This is a genomic window from Colwellia sp. 5_MG-2023 (assembly GCF_030547795.1).
Lineage (GTDB): Bacteria > Pseudomonadota > Gammaproteobacteria > Enterobacterales > Alteromonadaceae > Colwellia.
This window is the reverse complement of record NZ_JAUOPW010000020.1, coordinates 52,085-68,984: the sequence shown is the minus strand read 5'-3', so window position 1 is coordinate 68,984 and position 16,900 is coordinate 52,085. Positions and strand designations below refer to the sequence as shown.

At 36.3% G+C, this 16,900-nt stretch carries 16 protein-coding genes; 7 read left to right on the top strand and 9 right to left on the bottom strand.

Annotated elements, in window-relative coordinates:
• Positions 1-209: 209 nt before the first annotated feature.
• Entirely contained in the window at positions 210-1,400 is a 1,191-nt protein-coding gene (locus Q4496_RS13305) for an MFS transporter (protein ID WP_215971471.1), read from the bottom strand.
• A 149-nt stretch (positions 1,401-1,549) separates the two neighbouring features.
• Here Q4496_RS13305 and Q4496_RS13300 point away from each other — a divergent pair, with 149 nt between their 5' ends.
• Together Q4496_RS13300 and Q4496_RS13295 are read left to right on the top strand one after the other, a co-directional pair.
• Positions 1,550-2,437, top strand: coding sequence for a LysR family transcriptional regulator (locus Q4496_RS13300; RefSeq protein WP_303610622.1), 888 nt, complete (start codon positions 1,550-1,552; stop codon positions 2,435-2,437).
• Complete coding sequence (locus Q4496_RS13295; RefSeq protein ID WP_303610621.1) at positions 2,434-2,556, top strand: hypothetical protein; 123 nt, start codon at positions 2,434-2,436, stop codon at positions 2,554-2,556. The genes Q4496_RS13300 and Q4496_RS13295 overlap by 4 nt, the downstream gene beginning before the upstream one ends.
• Positions 2,557-2,769: 213 nt before the next feature.
• On the opposite strand, the gene Q4496_RS13290 is transcribed toward Q4496_RS13295, so the two are convergent.
• Together Q4496_RS13290 and Q4496_RS13285 are read right to left on the bottom strand one after the other, a co-directional pair.
• Positions 2,770-3,273 (bottom strand): DUF1097 domain-containing protein, encoded by a 504-nt coding sequence (locus tag Q4496_RS13290; RefSeq protein ID WP_215971469.1) that lies wholly within the window; start codon positions 3,271-3,273, stop codon positions 2,770-2,772.
• A 12-nt stretch (positions 3,274-3,285) separates the two neighbouring features.
• Positions 3,286-4,023: an SDR family oxidoreductase gene (locus Q4496_RS13285; protein ID WP_303610620.1), complete on the bottom strand. Its 738-nt coding sequence runs from the start codon at positions 4,021-4,023 to the stop codon at positions 3,286-3,288.
• A gap of 175 nt (positions 4,024-4,198) precedes the next feature.
• On the opposite strand from Q4496_RS13285, the gene Q4496_RS13280 reads away from it, so the two are divergent.
• Entirely contained in the window at positions 4,199-5,077 is an 879-nt protein-coding gene (locus Q4496_RS13280; protein WP_303610619.1) for an AraC family transcriptional regulator, read from the top strand.
• Positions 5,078-5,233: 156 nt separating this feature from the next.
• Here the strand turns inward: Q4496_RS13280 and Q4496_RS13275 are convergent, their stop codons facing one another.
• The 5 genes from Q4496_RS13275 to Q4496_RS13255 all read right to left on the bottom strand — a co-directional run bounded on the left by Q4496_RS13275 (position 5,234) and on the right by Q4496_RS13255 (position 9,111).
• Complete coding sequence (locus Q4496_RS13275) at positions 5,234-5,803, bottom strand: NAD(P)H-dependent oxidoreductase (protein WP_215971466.1); 570 nt, start codon at positions 5,801-5,803, stop codon at positions 5,234-5,236.
• 79 nt (positions 5,804-5,882) lie between these two features.
• Positions 5,883-6,710 (bottom strand): helix-turn-helix domain-containing protein, encoded by an 828-nt coding sequence (locus Q4496_RS13270; RefSeq protein ID WP_215971465.1) that lies wholly within the window; start codon positions 6,708-6,710, stop codon positions 5,883-5,885.
• 106 nt (positions 6,711-6,816) lie between these two features.
• A complete protein-coding gene (locus Q4496_RS13265) occupies positions 6,817-7,215 on the bottom strand; it encodes a RidA family protein (protein ID WP_215971464.1) in 399 nt (132 codons plus the stop codon).
• 123 nt (positions 7,216-7,338) lie between these two features.
• Positions 7,339-8,223 carry a LysR family transcriptional regulator gene (locus tag Q4496_RS13260; RefSeq protein WP_215971463.1) on the bottom strand — a complete coding sequence of 295 codons (885 nt, stop codon included), beginning with the start codon at positions 8,221-8,223 and terminating at the stop codon, positions 7,339-7,341.
• 477 nt (positions 8,224-8,700) lie between these two features.
• Entirely contained in the window at positions 8,701-9,111 is a 411-nt protein-coding gene (locus Q4496_RS13255; RefSeq protein ID WP_215971462.1) for an Rrf2 family transcriptional regulator, read from the bottom strand.
• 130 nt (positions 9,112-9,241) lie between these two features.
• Here Q4496_RS13255 and Q4496_RS13250 point away from each other — a divergent pair, with 130 nt between their 5' ends.
• Together Q4496_RS13250 and Q4496_RS13245 are read left to right on the top strand one after the other, a co-directional pair.
• Complete coding sequence (locus tag Q4496_RS13250) at positions 9,242-10,144, top strand: NAD(P)/FAD-dependent oxidoreductase (protein WP_303610618.1); 903 nt, start codon at positions 9,242-9,244, stop codon at positions 10,142-10,144.
• A 36-nt stretch (positions 10,145-10,180) separates the two neighbouring features.
• Positions 10,181-10,807, top strand: coding sequence for a bifunctional 2-polyprenyl-6-hydroxyphenol methylase/3-demethylubiquinol 3-O-methyltransferase UbiG (locus Q4496_RS13245; protein ID WP_303610617.1), 627 nt, complete (start codon positions 10,181-10,183; stop codon positions 10,805-10,807).
• Between the two features lie 244 nt (positions 10,808-11,051).
• On the opposite strand, the gene Q4496_RS13240 is transcribed toward Q4496_RS13245, so the two are convergent.
• Positions 11,052-14,033 (bottom strand): TonB-dependent receptor, encoded by a 2,982-nt coding sequence (locus Q4496_RS13240; RefSeq protein ID WP_303610616.1) that lies wholly within the window; start codon positions 14,031-14,033, stop codon positions 11,052-11,054.
• A gap of 386 nt (positions 14,034-14,419) precedes the next feature.
• Here Q4496_RS13240 and manD point away from each other — a divergent pair, with 386 nt between their 5' ends.
• Both manD and Q4496_RS13230 read left to right on the top strand, forming a co-directional pair.
• Entirely contained in the window at positions 14,420-15,637 is a 1,218-nt protein-coding gene (gene manD, locus Q4496_RS13235) for a D-mannonate dehydratase ManD (protein WP_303610615.1), read from the top strand.
• A gap of 106 nt (positions 15,638-15,743) precedes the next feature.
• A complete protein-coding gene (locus Q4496_RS13230; RefSeq protein ID WP_303610614.1) occupies positions 15,744-16,895 on the top strand; it encodes a Gfo/Idh/MocA family protein in 1,152 nt (383 codons plus the stop codon).
• Positions 16,896-16,900 lie beyond the last annotated feature (5 nt).

The following is a 16,900-nucleotide window of genomic DNA, read 5'->3' as shown; positions in this document are numbered from 1 at the left end:
GTAAATTAAGCTTAGTTTATGGATTGAATTTCATCCACGTTATTATGGGTGGCCTAATAAGTTAGCCTAATAAGTTATAAGTTGAGCTCATTGCAGCCGTAGCCCCTAAACTATTATATGTTAATTTTGAGCCTGAACAGTCGTAAATGTTTATAGGTAGTTATGATGTCATAAGCTCTGCTTTGAGATATCAAAGCAGAGCTTCAAGTTTAGGCTATGGTTTTAACTAATTTCTGAGCTTGTCCCTTTCGATCTAGCATTCCACTATATCGAGTGAGAATAAGTGCAATTAAAACAACAACAGCGCCAACCCAAGGAGTATTCATTAAACCATGCTCTTTAACAATGATACCGCCTCCCCATGCTCCTATTGCAATGCCTACATTAAAAGCTGCGATGTTTAGACCTGATGCAACATCTACCGCATCAGGTGTGTATTTTTCAGCTAGTTTCACAATATAAACTTGCAAGCCTGGTACGTTGCCAAAAGCAAATGCTCCCCACACTAAAATAGTTATCACAGCTGCAACCGGGTTATAAGCGGTAAAGTTTAATACTAATAATATCCCTGCAAGTCCTGAAAAAATAATCGTTAATGCTTTAATAGGACCAAGATTATCAGCCATTTTTCCACCCCATATGTTTCCGACAGCAACGGAAATTCCGTACACTAAAAGTATTAAACCTACCGAACTAGATTCAAAGCCTGTCACTTCATTCAGAATGGGTGCTAAATAAGTAAAAGCAATAAAAGTTCCGCCATAACCAATCGCTGTGATCGCATAAACTAATAGTAACCTTGGATGTGTTAACACTTTAACCTGTGCAGCAAGATTAGTGGGTTTAGCTTGCTTTAAATTGCTCGGAACGAGTATAGCGCTGCCAATCATGGCTAATAAACCTAAAATAGATACCGTTAAAAAGGTAGCTTCCCAACCAAAAACTTGACCGATATATGTACCTAATGGAACCCCTGTTACTAAAGCAACAGTTAAGCCTGTAAACATAATAGCAATAGCACTTGCTCCTTTTTCTTTCGGCACTAAACTTGTAGCAATGGTAGAGCCTATAGAGAAAAATACGCCATGCGCCAAACCTGTTAGTATTCTCGCTATTATCAATGCCTCAAAACTAGGTGCTTGCCAAGCGACTAAGTTTCCAATAACAAATAACCCCATAACCGATAATAAGACGTTTTTTCTATTCCACTTACTTGTAAAAGCAGTTAAAACAGGAGCACCTATCGCTACACCTAATGCGTATAGGCTAACCAATAAGCCTGCTGAAGGGATTGATATACTAAGGTCTTGTGCCATTGTTGGTAGTAATCCAACAATCACAAATTCGGTTGTTCCTATCGCAAAAGCGCTGAGGGCTAATGCAAGTAATGCTAGTGGCATCATAATCTCCAAGTTTAATGAATACAGTGGTATGAAGTTAGGGAGTTAAAGAAACCCTTACTTCTATTTGTTGGTGTAATTATTACCTGATAAACTGTTGCAATAAACGGTGTTATTTACAAAATACTATTGTAATAAATGAGGTTAATTTGAATTTAAAAACAAGATCAGATGATTTAGAGCTTTTATTAGCCGTTCTTGAGTTTGGCGGGTTCTCTGCTGCCGCTGACGCATTAAATATTCAAGTTGCCCGTATATCACGCTCTGTAACGAAAATAGAAAAAAATCTTGGAGCAACTATTTTAATTCGTACAACTAGACGAGTTATGCTGACAGATGAAGGTAAAAAATTTGTTGATGAGGTAAATATTGGTCTTCAGCATATTCATAATGCAGAAGCAGAAATAACCGTTAAAACAAAGATCCCTCAAGGGAAGTTACGTATTGATGCTGTTAGCCCATTTATATTTCATCAAATAGCGCCCCATATAAATGCTTTTAAAAAAGTTTATCCTAGTATTGAAATTGAGCTTAACTCTAATGAGGGAATAGCCGATTTAATTGAAAAACGTACCGATGTAGCAATTAGAATAGGAAAATTAGATGACTCAACATTACATGCCAAAGCTCTAGGAAAAAGTTCCCTTTTTATCGTTGCTTCTCCTCAATATATTGCACAAAACGGCTTACCTAAAAAACCAACAGATTTGAAAAACCATACATTAATCGGTTTTTCGAATATCAAAACCCTTAATAAATGGCCTATTAGAGAGTTAGATACGATCACACCGACAATAACGGCAAGTAATGGAGAAACCATCCGTCAACTAGCTTTGTCGGGAGGTGGTATAACATGTTTATCTGGCTTTATGGTTAATCACGATATCGAGTCAGGTAAACTCATTCCATTAATAGACTCATATAGAATTGAAGGTACTGATAGAGAGTTGGTGAATGCTGTATTTTATAAATCGTCAGCAGCTTATGAAAGGGTTAAAGCATTTATAGACTTCATTAAACCGAAATTAACACTATGATTAATGTTAGTTTCGGTTTGTCATTAGTTTGTCAGAATACAACCATGCTTGATGATTCTCTCAATGACAGTTTTGACGATAAAGGGGCAATTCATACCAAGAAACCAGATCGAGGCTAGGTTAGAAGCTCGTTAAATGCTGAACCACCTAATTATCAATAAAGATTTCCACAATAAAGCTTACTGATAAATTATCGATAAGCATTCTGATAGTATTAGTTGATAGATAAACTAATACTATCAGATAAAAACAATCTAATTACCTTATAAATATGATTAGAAACTTAACGCATAGAACTCAGCGTAAATGCTGCCTTTTGCATCTCTAAATTATCAACCTTTAGTTTTAAACAATATAATATTTTGTAGTAATGAAGAGGTTAACCCAGCAAAGGAACCAATAGTCACAGCAGCAGCTAACGCTAAAAAATTGTCAATTGATGGTGTATAATGCGAAGCAAAAAATGAAACTAATCCCAAGAAATAGCACAATAGGTTGTTTATTTTAGGAGCACTTCGTAGTGATACTACTAACATCCCTACAACAAAAACTACGATGGGTAATGCACCCGCACCTAATACAGGACCAATTATTTTTAAAACTATTCCTGCAATCATACCGATAGTAATACCTAGCCAAACACAAACTAAATTAGTAATAGTATGGTTTATATTTACCCCTCGGGTAAAAAATGCAATCCAGCCAATAAACATAGCCCATATAGGTAACTGTAAATCATCAACTCCTGCTGCCGCTATTGCTGCTATTAAAGCTGCTATCGTCGTATAATTAACGTGGCGCATTATTGATTGTATAGAGTTATTTTGTTTATTCATGACAAACCTCTCTTAGACCATTCCGCCATTAGCTCGTAAAGTTTGACCATTAAGCCACCCCCCTTGATAGCTGACTAGAAAAGAAACAGTATTCGCAATATCGGTAGGTTCAGCTAAACGCTCTAATGGATTCATTTTAGCAAGAGCTTCAATTTGTTCATTTGATTTTCCATCCAAAAACAATGCTGTTGCTGTCGGACCAGGAGCCACCGAATTAACAGTAATTGAACGACCACGCATTTCTTTTGAAAGGATTGCAGTCATTGTTTCTACTGCTGCTTTAGTTGCGGCATAAACTGAATAGGTGGGTAAATTAAGACCAATAACTGATGTTGATAAATTAACAATTCGGCCACCATCTTTTAGCTTATTTGAAGCCTCGCGTAATGTATTAAATGTACCTTTAAGGTTAACGGCAACTGTTTTATCAAAAAGTTCATCACTATATTCGGCGATAGGTGATAAATACATTATCCCTGCTGAATTAATCAATACGTCAGGTTGGCCATATATAGCCTCTGTTTCCTCAAAAAGGTGAGCGACCTCTTTTGCATTAGATACATCTGCTTGAATAGCTAAAGCGCTACCGCCTAACTGCTCGATTTTATGTACAATTTTTAATGCTTCTTTTTCATTATTGGCAAAATTAACGACGACCGAAAAACCGTCAGAAGCCAAGCGAATAGCAATAGCTGCGCCTATTCCTCTAGAAGAACCAGTAATAATTGCGACAGATTTTTTATCACACATAATGAATTTCCTGATGATTAATAAGAGTTGTTATATTACAACTACAACGATTTTCTGCTAATACACAATGCCATTATAAACTTGCCTAATCCTCTAGAGGATGTGATTAAATTTGCAATTGATATTTTTAATCATGTAAATTGATATATATATAAAATGTAGCGGTGTGTTGAAAATGGATGATAACGTAATAAATGAAATGAAAAGTATCATTGACCGATACTCTTTATGTGATGGTATTCATGCAACTAAGATTGAGGGCTTACATTTTTATAAAATGTCCTCATTAAACGTTAGGTTACCTGTCATCTATCGGCCTTCTATTTATGTTGTTATTCAAGGGTGCAAACAGGTTTCACTGAACGGAGAAGTGTTTCAATATACTGATAGTAAATATTTAGTTGTTTCAGTTGATTTACCATTGATAGGTGAAGTGACGAATGCAAATAAGGACAAGCCTTATTTATGTATTCAAATTGATATTGATATGAAAACAATGGCAAAGCTTGTCGCAGAGTTGAATCTTAAAGCCTCTCATAAAACCGGAAAAGGGATTTTTGTTGGGAATATGGATGAGGTATTGGGTGAGCCTATTCTTCGATTGATGAAGTTGTTAGACGCACCTAAAGATATCCCTTATTTATCAGGAGTTTACTTTCTAGAAATATATTATCGTCTTTTAAACACCCCTCATGGCTCTTCAATCATTCAAACATCCTTGCATGGAAGTAATATGTATCGGGTGGCTAAAGTCATTGAGATAATGAAATTAGATATTGCGAAACCAAGGAGCATTGATGAATTAGCAGCAATGATTAATATGAGTACCTCTAATTTCTACAATCAATTTAAGAAAGTAACGGGGTTAAGTCCTTTACAGTATTTAAAGCAATTACGTTTAACCGAGGCTCGCCAAATAATGATTTCTCATAATACTAATGCTACAAAGACAGCTTATATGGTTGGTTATGAAAGCCCTTCACAATTTAGCCGAGAATATACTCGCTTATTCGGGGCTTCACCAAGAAGAGATATAAAAGCGTTTAGAAAGTAAACTTTCAATAAATATTCAATCGAAATTTTAACTTTTAAGCATTACTTACTAAGTACAGCTTCTTTTTCCAACTTAAGGACTTATTTACATATGAAACGTCAATTTAACTTATAAATAACGGTTCCAAACAAATTAAGGCGCGGGATAATACCTTTTCTAAAAACAAGCTTTAATCTTTTCTTTAAAATGAATCACATCTTCTTTACTTGCTCGGTCTGCATTTTCTAAATAAAGATGCTGCTTAATGGCTAAGCCAGAGTAGCTATAAATACCTTTATCAGACGTTAATGAAAGTGCGCTTTGCATGCCACTGCTTTGGTATTCACTGAATGATTTTCCTTGGGTATTAATCACCACAACCTGCTTACCAGAGAGTAAACCTTGTTGAATACCATTAAGATAACTATAAGCGAATCCATAACTAAACACCCTATCAATGTAACCTTTTAATATCGCTGGTAAACCAGTCCACCAGATAGGATGAATAAAAGTGATGCATTCAGCCCAACTAATAAAATGCTGCTCTATAGCTACATCAGTGGAAACTCGACCTTCACGCTGCCCAGCCATATCAACCAAGGATAAAACAGGATCGAAGCCTAATTGATATAAATCTCTGACTATAACCTCTTGTTGTTGTTTTTTTAAATAAGTTTCGAGCATATCTTTTAATGAATTATTTAAACTACTTTGATTGGGGTGTGCAAAGATTATTAAGTGTTTCATCACTAACTCCATTGTTGTTAATTAGTGTTGGCACTATAAAACCTAGCAACAAATAAATATTGTAAGAAAACGAAATCGTTTAAGTACATATAGAATTACGAGAGGATATGTATTGGGAGGGAGTACAGTTAAGATAATACTTAAAATCACGAATAAAATGACTTTGATCGTAATAGCCGCAACTCAGAGCAATGGGTAACCAGTCAAGAGGTGAGTTGTTGTGCAGCAATTTATCAAGGTAGTGGGTCGTTTTTAAAAAACGTTGGTAACGATGTAGTTCTTTCGCCGTAAAACCAAAGTATTTTTTGTGATGCACTTGTATATGACGAACTGATTTCTGTAAAAAATCAGCCGCCATTTTAATAGGATCTGCGGTGTTATTTCGAGCATTCAATAAAGGCTCAATGACTTGATTGCGAGCTGACAAGTACGGACGACAAAAATCTAAAATAAAGTCAATTCGCTCTGTATTACACTTTAGCTTTTCAATTTCTTGCCAAATGGCTGTAAAACAGTGCTCATAGAATTTATTTGCAACACAATGACCACTGTCGATTTCATCAGCTGATGCGCCAAAAAACCGATAAAAAGCATCGTCTTTAAAATTTAAAACAAGTATTTCTGAGTTCGGCGGCATCAAGTAATCAATAGCCTGTTTGACTGGGCCTAGAAGAAGATATTTATCTATCGTGATTTGTGATTTATTCTTGTTAATAAAGCTCAGTTTTGATTTAAAATTAAAAATACATAAGCTTTGAAATGAAGGGAATAATGTTCTTTTTATTGTATTTAAAGAGTTGTTTTGAGCATAATAAAAATGAGAGATAACATGCTTGAATTCGAACGGAACTTCTACCTTCCCTTGTTTAAAAAGGTTTTTTTGTTCTATAGAATCAATGCCATTCATTTTTAAAATACCTCTAGCAATATACTACATCGCTAAAATAACGTTAGAGCAATAAAAAAGGCTTATAAGCTCCATACTATATAAGCCCCATACTATATGAGAGCGATTATTTTACTTTAGCAACGGCTTCGATTTCAATTAATGTATCAGATGAAACTAGGGAGGCGACTCCAATCCCTGTCAAAGCAGGCCTTGCCTCTCCTAATGTCCCAGAGATAATAGGGATTATTGTTTCTAACTGCTCTTCGACTTCACCTCTTACATAAACTCTTAATTGAAGAATATTACTGACTGAAGATCCAGCTTCTTTTAACACAGTAATCAAATGTAGAGCGGCCATTCTAGTCTGCCCAGCTAAATTCCCCTTATTTACCGTTAAGCTATTTTCCCAATCAACTTGACCCGAAATAAAAACTAAACCTAAATCCGTATCAATAGTCGCTTGTGACATACCAGAAGGGGCGCCATCATAAATACTAAGTGGGTTGATTCTTTTAATTGTCATTACCTTAAACTCCGTTTACGAACTTTTGTTCGATGAATTACCGAGGACATAAGATAACAATAACCTCTGTTTAAGCCGATCAACTCAGACTTGTTATTGTTACAAGCTAAGGCTGATTAACGTTTAAATAAAATTTTCTTTAATCAATTCAATTAGCCATTTCAATAAGGGGTCTCTTGAAGAGTTTTGATGATAAGCTGCGACCATTTCATATCCAGGCGGATATTTCTCAAGCGGTATTTCAAATACCCCTGGCACAGGGAGTAATCTTGAGGGGATAAAAGCTACCATGTCTGAGTGTAATAAAGATTTTTTAGCCATGAAAAATGAAGGGACAGATAAGACAACATTCCTCATTAAACCTTGCTGTTGAAACCAAGTATCTGCGGAACCAATAAAACTAGCAGTGCCAGGAGATGTAATAACAAAATCAAATTTAATTAAGGATTCAAGACTTACCAAATTATCAATATTGATATTTTTATTAGCTGAAACACACCGGTACTTTTCAGTAAATAACCCTACTGAAAGAAGTCCATCAGGTACATAACCACTTGTTGTAAAAACAACATCTATCAAACCTTGATGCATTTTTTTAGTTAGATTTACACTTTCTATATTAGTTACAATTATTTTTATTTTTGGAGCTTTTTTTCTAATTGCTTTGAGTGCAAGTGGAAGTAATACTTCTTGGGCATAATCAGTTGCACAGATAACAAATGTACGGTCTATTTCGCTGAAGGGAGTCTCTTCATACATGGGAATATTATTCAAATGCACCAATACTTGTTGTACATGTGGCATGATCTGTAATCCATATGACGTTGGTATCATGCCATGACCAGATCGAACAAAAACCTGATCACCTAACATATGTCTTATATTTTTTAACTGCGAACTAACAGCTTGTTGAGAAATAGAAAGTTGTTCTGCAACTCCAGAAACAGAGCCACATTGATATAATGCATCCAATATTCTTAGGTGACTTATTTCGATATTTTTGATCAAATTTGCCTCGTTAATAATAAAATAAATTAACTTTTTATAACTTAAGGTTTATTTTAGTATAAATCTTAATGCTCCCTAAATTAAATAGAAACATGAATATTTAGTTGCGAATACCGTGAATATAGCGATTAATCCTAATATACCTCGTCCTCTTTTCTATGGATTGATTTCAGGAACATATCACCTAGTTGGCATATTGATTGTTTGTTCAATTCTTATGTATATGCGGTAAAATTATTGCAGTTAAACGAAATGTTAATTGTCAAAAATGATTGCGGATTTAATGTGATTCGCAATCAATCTATATAATTTAAAAAATTCTCAATATAAAAGAAGGGGTACTTAAAAGTATATGCCAAGCTAAAATGTTCAGGCGGGTGTCTAACTTACCTTAAACTTATATCATGATTGCTTAGCACGATTTGAAAAACACAATAATTGTTCTTATACTGTCTAACTATTAACGGTTAAATTATTTTATGCTTTAGCCAAAGTTAACTTATCTAAAGTAACTTCACCAAAACGTGTTAATAAAAAATCTTCCGAAGCCTTGAGTGCGTCACCTATTTCCCTATTAACCGCTTTTTCGATTGGGCATTCTGTATATTCGTCACTTAACCCGATAGTAAATACTGAACTTTCGCCCAATGCATTGTGAATATCAAGTAAGGTAATATCTTTTAGCGCTACATTTAAACGCCAACCACCACCGTGCCCTTTTACAGACGTGACATAGCCTTGTTCACGTAGACAGCCCATTGTGCGCCTTACTACAACTGGATTAGTATTTAGCATAGTGGCGATATGTTCAGAGGTCGCAGCTTCTTCCATATGATCCATATGGATTAGAATATGAAGCATGCGTGATAATCGACTGTCTTTTCTCATAAAATCTTCGTTTTTTATTTACAGAATGAATAGAAAAACTATATCACGAAACTTTTAATGTTTCATGTGTTGACTTTGATAATTCATGTAACTTATTATGTTTCGTGAGTTGGATTCATGAGGAATAAAAATGCAACAAGATGTAATCATTATTGGTGGCAGTTTTGCTGGTCTATCCGCGGCTATGCAATTAGTAAGAGGTCAACGTAAAGTCACAGTTGTTGATGCAGGTAAACCAAGAAACCGTTTTGCTAAATACTCTCATGGTTTTTTTGGTCTTGATGGCCAAGCCCCAAAAGCTATAAAACAAAAAACATGGCAACAATTACTGGAATATGACACCGCAACGATTATTGACGCAGAGGCCATCAATGTTGAAAAAACAGGTGATGGATTTACTATTCAACTAAGTAATCAAAGTCAATTAAGTGCTAAAAAACTAATTTTAGCTACAGGTTTACAAGACATACTGCCTGATATCAAAGGGATAAAGTCGCGTTGGGGGAAAACCGTTGTTCACTGCCCTTATTGTCATGGTTATGAATTGCGTAATCGTTCTTTAGGTGTTATTGCCACTGGCCCAATGTCCCTACATCAAGCTGGTATGATCCCCGATTGGGGAGTAACTACTTATTTCTCTCAAGGAGAACATTTTCCCGATACCGAACAAAAAATATTTTTACAGCAGCGTGGCGTTCGTTTTGAAGATACGCCTGTTATTGAAGTTTTAGGTGAAGGTACAGATATATCTGCAGTTAAGCTAGCTGATGGACGAGTTATTGAAGTTAAAGGCTTATATGTCGGTCCAAAAACACAAATGGCTAGTTCAATCCCTAAACAACTAGGTTGTGAATTTACTCAAGGTCCTATGGGAGAGATAGTTATTACTGACGATTTCAAACAAACCTCGATTAAAGGAGTATTTGCTGCCGGGGATATTGTTAATCCAATGCAAAATGCTACTTTTGCTTCCGCTTCTGGTGTCATGGCTGGTGTTGGCGTACATCATCAATTGATACAGGAATTATTATAATACTTAATTAGTATTAACCATAAAAGGCTAATGCATATGTTGGGACGCAAAGATACTCCAGAATTTTGGGAAAACAGCTTCAAAGAAAAACAGGCTATGTGGGGATTTGAGCCTACTAATTCAGCTAAGTTAGCACTTGAGATGTTTAAAAATAATGATTTAAAAACCCTTTTAATCCCTGGATTTGGTTATGGCAGAAATGCCAAAATATTTTATGACGATGGATTTGATATTACAGGGATTGAAATATCACAAACAGCTATTGAAATAGCAAAAGCACATTATGGTAATACCATGAAAATATATCATGGTAATGTTACTGATATGCCGTTTGATAATAGAATATACGATGGCATTTTTTGTTACGCCCTAATACATTTATTAGATGAGAACGAGCGTAAAAAACTAATACGGGATTGTTACCTGCAACTTAAACCTAATGGCTACATTATGTTTGTCACTATATCTAAGAACACTGCAACTTATGGTGAAGGAATTGAGCTCAGTAAAAATAGATTTACAACCAAACATGGCGTCAATTTATTTTATTATGATACAACCACAATTCATAGTGAGTTTGCCGAATATGGTTTAGTGGAAACCAAAGAAATGAATGAATCATCACAAACATTATTGTCGATAATATGTAGAAAAACTCTATAGTATTATTGCTAGATTTGTCATAATTATTTTAATTTGAAATTGCCTATGATTAACGTTCTGTATAAATATTTATTTAACTAATTGAGTAATCAATTGATTTACTTGTTGTATAGTTGTCTAAGGTTAAAATTCTATTGATATCTGGTATAAATTGTCAATTATTATATTTCACCAATAAAAAACGCTGTGATTAGTACTATTGACACTAACCACAGCGTTTAACGTTTTGCTTTACACTGTCACATTAAAATCTGTAACTAACTCCTACTGTGATGCGACGTTCTGTTAAACCTTGATAACAAAGTAAGCCGCCTTCATTCACACATGATTGTGTAATATCTGATTCAGTTAAGTTTACACCTTCAATACCAACATTAAGTTGTTCGTTAATGTCATAGCTGATACTGGCATTAAGTTGTCCTCTGTCTTCCTGTACAACGGGGAAACCCCATGGGAAACTAGTAGTACTACCAAAATCTTCAGAGCGGTAGGCTTCACGCCATGTATAGCGAGCTCTGGCTGAAAGGCCATATTTTTCATAATATAGTGTAAAGTTATAGGCATTTTCAGATAAATCGGTCAGCCCTTGTACACGAGTAACATTGATATCTTCAATGCCTGTTGTTAAAGCAAAAACATCATTGGCACGACTTGTCGCGGTATCGAATGCTTCACCACCAGAAAATTCTTGTTTGGTATAGTTAGCAATAACACCAAAACCAGAAGCCCAGCCTAAATCATCTTCAAAGCTAGAAAGATCATACTGAATGGCGATTTCTATACCTTTTTGTGTAGTTTCACCAGTGTCATTGATTGTGGTAGAAAATGGCACACATACGCCTACACCGATATCAGGTCCAAATACATTGATATCTGCAATTGGGTTGAAAATACCGCCGGCTTCACATGGATCTGTTAAATCACGATATCCAGTAGCTGAGTCTTCATAAGGGTCTTCTTGTTGGCTAACATGAAGATTGCTACGTTTTTTATGAAAAATACCAACACTTAATACACTTGCTTCGGTAAAGTACCATTCGGCAGATAGATCAAATGACGTCACTTCTTCAGGCACCAAATTTGGATTACCGATAGCGACAGCAGGGTTTGGGCTAGTATCAAAGGTAAATGAGGTTGATAAGTCGTCAAAATCAGGACGTCGAATATCTTTACCCCAACCTGAACGAATAACTATATCGTCGGTTAAATCTACGCTTAGGTTTATTCTAGGTAATAAGAAGTTATATCCACCCGTTGTTGTTACTTTTGAGACTAAGTCACTTCCATTCGCATCAGTGGTTGTTGAGTTACCAATAGATTTAACGTCAGTTTCTAAATAGCGTAATCCAAAGTTACCTCGGAATATATCGTATTCAAAGTTAGCTTGCGCATACAGTGCGTTAGTTTCTTCTTCGATATCAAAGAAGCCATCAGAGCTTGACGTTGGCGCATCAAGTGCTATTGAGCCTCCTATTGTATCTATAGCACTTTGTAATACCGCTAAAGCACCGTCTTGATCTGAAGCAACAAGCTCAGGATCAAGTTGTAGATAATCACGAACATATAACTCTCTACCGTCGGCATCGTTAAAGTTTGTTGGTCCAGCGATCAGAAGTTCTGAGAATAGATCGCCCGTTGGGCTATCAGACATGTTTCTTAAACCAATACTACTAATAACAGTATCTTGAACACTTGAGGTTTTACTGTAGCGATAACCAAAATCAACTGACGTTATTACAGAATCTACATAGTAACTGAAGTCCACACGAAAAGCGTCTTCACTATTGTTCGCTGTACTTTTACCTATTTCTACATCACGTAATACGGTATTGCTAGGATCAAGTAGTTGAGCAGCCGTTGGTGCATTTGCTTCACCTGATGCTATGCCAAATGCTAATGAACCGCCGGTTAGATCATATTGAAAAGGTGTACCGTTTTCATTTGAAGCATTCGATGCAACATTTGGATTGATAAAGTTAAGGGTAGAGTTAAAGCTAGGCGTCTTTGTATCAGACTTTGATGATGAAGCTTCTATCGTGACTTTAAGGTTATCACCTTGCCATTCTCCGCCAAGTCTAAATATTTCGCTTTTTGTTAAGCGTGAGTTTGTATCACCAGAAAAGCGAAGGTTTGGATCGGCACCGCCATCTTCAACCGGAATTACCCCTTGAACTGCGGCTTGTATAGATCCAAGATCTTGACCATCTATTGTGCCAAAGTTAACGGTTTCAAATTCAGTAGGAATTGAAACATTGATAAGATCACTAACACCAGACGCTTGAACCCTTGAACTTTCTTCGCGGCGTTCTTGATCATTAATAACAGCATCGAAATAGAGTCTAGTATTGTCATTTGGCGCCCATTCTAATGAAGAGGCTATATTGATGGTTTCAGACTCGTAGTTATCGTAATCTTGAACAAAGAATTGAATTGGTAAGAAGTCGAATGATTGAGCACTAGCAACACCACTATTGGATGCTACTGAGTTATCACGATCTGATCTAGGGCGAAATGCGGTTGCTTCTTGCTCTGCGTAGTTCGCACTGATGACGATACCAAATGTACCAGCATCAGTTTCCCAATTATCGCCAAAGGTACCTGATAGTCTAGGTTTTAAGCCGCTATCATTTGATAAACTGCTATTTTCACCTTGTACTCTTAAGGTCGCTAATGTGTCGCTTAGTTGAAGAGGGCGGATAGTTTTTAAATTAATTGTTCCGCCTACAGAGCCTTCAATCGTCTTTGCTTCAGAAGCTTTCGTTACTTCAACAGCAGCGATAATACCTGCTGAAACATCTTCAAAGTTGATACCACTTCGGCCAGTACCTGAGCCTACGGTAGAAACACCATTGATTTCTGTTCTATTTGCGTTAGTGCCACGAATTTGTACGCCTGTACCTACACCCGCTGTTCTTGTAATTTGTATACCAGTCACATTTTCTAAAACCTCAGCAAGGTTTTGGTCGGGTAATTTACCAATGTCTATGGCTTTAATTACCTCAACTAGGTTATTTGCATCACGTTTCTCTAAAAGTGCGCTAGTAAGAGAGCTACGTATTCCCGTAACCTCTATTACTTCAACTTCCGGTGTATTTTGTGCGGATTGAGCTTCTTGTGCTGAAACAGAAGGTACAGCCAATAATGTGGCTAAAGCGGCACAATATAGTGCCGAATGTGAGCTACGGTTTTGCAGTACAGAGCTTATTTTATTTAATTTAATTTTCATGAATTCCCCTTTTACTACGTAATGTTGTATTTATTGTTTATGTAAATAAATCGCTTACAAGATGTAAAACCACAAAACAAATCGTTTTACTAAACCGATTTACTAAGGTAAAGTTAACATAAAACAACCAAATGTCAATATTTCAATACTTAGACCTTTGTCATATAAAAGCGTTAAACCAACGATGAAGCAGGGTAAGGTTTTAAAGTTATCTTGTTGTGTTTTTTCGTAAGGCTCTCATCAAGGAGAGAAATTAAAATCGTTGTGATATGAAATAATAGTAGTTAGAAATTTAGTTGACCAAGTGATTTCACATCAGTAAGATAATTGTTTTAGTAAATCGGTTTAGTTATCTTTTGGTTTGATAACCTAAATAAGGAAAAGCAATGAAAATTAAAGAAATAAAAGTATTCGTGTGTAGTCCAGGAAGAAACTTCGTTACAGTGAAAGTGATTACTGACGAAGGTACTTATGGCTTAGGCGATGCAACAGTAAATGGCCGTGAAATGGCGGTAGTTGCCTACTTAGAAGAACACGTTGTTCCTTGTTTAATTGGTCGTGATCCACAAGAAATTGAAGATATTTGGCAATATTTATACAAAGGTGTTTATTGGCGTAAAGGGCCAATCACTATGGCGGCTATTGCCGCGATAGATATGGCGCTTTGGGACATTAAAGGCAAAATCGCGAATTTACCTGTATATCAATTATTAGGCGGAAAAAGTCGTAAAGGCGTTACTTTTTACGCGCACGCTAACGGCGAAAATATTGACGATACCCTAGATAAAGCACAAGAGCATATTGAAAATGGTTTTAAAGCTATTCGCTTACAGTCTGCTATCCCTGGTTTAAAAGTCACTTATGGTGTACTTGGGGATAAAAAGGATTACTTTGAATTGCAAGGTAGCCGCCCATTACCACCAGAGGAAGAATGGTCAACCGCTAAATACTTTAATTCGATTGTTGAGCTATTTAAAAAGGCGCGTGAACGCTTTGGTTATGAGGTTAATTTTACCCATGATGTGCATAGTCGCTTAACGCCTATTGAAGCCGCAAAACTAGGTAAATTACTAGAGCCATATAATTTATTATTCCTTGAAGATGCCGCTATTGCTGAAAACCAAGACAGTTATAAAATTGTTCGTCATCACACAACAACGCCTTTAGCTATTGGTGAAACGTATAACACCATTTGGGACTGTAAAGATCTAATTCAAAATCAATTAATTGATTATATTCGTGTGGCCGCAACTCATGCTGGCGGGATAACCGCACTTAAAAGAATTACTGATTTTGCCAGTGTTTATAACGTTAAAACGGCACCACACGGTGCACCTGACTTATCACCCGTATGTTTTGCTGCTCATATGCATTTAAATATTTGGGCTCCTAACTTTGGTATTCAAGAGTTTGTTGGTTTTGGTAACGAAAGCTTAAATCGCATTTTTAAGCATAAGTTCACTGTTGAAAATGGTATGGGGATGATGAGTGAAGCGTCTGGTTTAGGAGTGGAATTTGATGAAGAAGCAGCAGCAGAATATCCATACAAACGTTCATACTTACCGGTAAGTCGATTAGAAGACGGTACGCTTTGGAACTGGTAATTAACTGTATTAGTAGAGAAATTTAGAATGTTTTTTTTCAAATAATTCCCTACAAAGAAAGAATAAAGACATCTATTTATAAATATTAAAGTATTAGGAATAAATCATGAGTAATAAAGTAAAAGTATTAGTGCACGGTACTGGTTTTGCCGGACAAGGTCATGCTGAAGCATTTAGATACGCTGGCGCAGAAATAGTCGGCATAGTCGGTAGAACAGAGAGTGTTGTTAAACAAGTGGCTCAAGATATGGAAATTCCATACGCAGGTACTGACTGGCAACAAGCCTTAACAGACTGTAAGCCTGATGTTGTGTCAATTGCAACGCCGGGTGGTGCGCACGTTGAACCTATTAAGCAAGCGATTGCTTTTGGTTGTCATGTGTTTTCAGATAAGCCATTAACTGCCGATGGCAGTACTTCAAAAGAATTACATGAATTAGCCGTTGCTAAAGGAGTAAAAACAGCTTTTGCTTCAAGCTTTAGATACATGCCTGAAATATTACACGCTAAACGTTTAGTTGCTGCTGGCGCGATTGGTGAGCCATTAGAAGTTGAATGTATTTCGCATTTTAATTTAGAGCGCGATATCCCATTCGGTTGGTCACATCGTCAGGAAGACGGTGGTGGTCGTTTAAACAATAACTTCACGCACATGATGTCGATTGTAACTTCGGTTGTTGGTGAGAAGATCTTATCAATAATGGGCGAAGTGCGTGACGATTTAGGCAAAGCGCCAATTGTGGAAGGTGTTCATAACTTTAAAACCCGTCGTGACTTTATCCCTGAAGATATTAATGATCCGTCATTAAAATGGGGCGAATCTAACGTTGAATGGTCTTATAACGTGTTAGCACAATTAGAAAGTGAGTTTGCTAAAAAACCGGTTTCAGTAATGTTCAAGCACGGCGGTTTACATCCTCGTTTTAATGAAGATCACATTGTGTTTTATGGTAGCAAAGGCGCTATTTACATTAAAGGTCATTACGGTGCAGGTCCACTTTACTTATATGGTGAAAACAATGGTGGTGACTCTAAAGAGTGGCTAGAGCAAGTATTACCTGCTGATATTGCCGCCGATATTCCTAATGTTGAAGGTGATACCGAGCGTAACTGGCGTTATCTTATTCGTGAAATGGTTAAAGATATTGAAGGTGAAGACGTTCCTCCTTACCAAACCTTTAAAGAAGGTAGTCAGTATCAGCAACTTATCGACTTAATTCGTAAAAACGATTACTGGGTAGACGTAAGCAAACTTTAATAAAA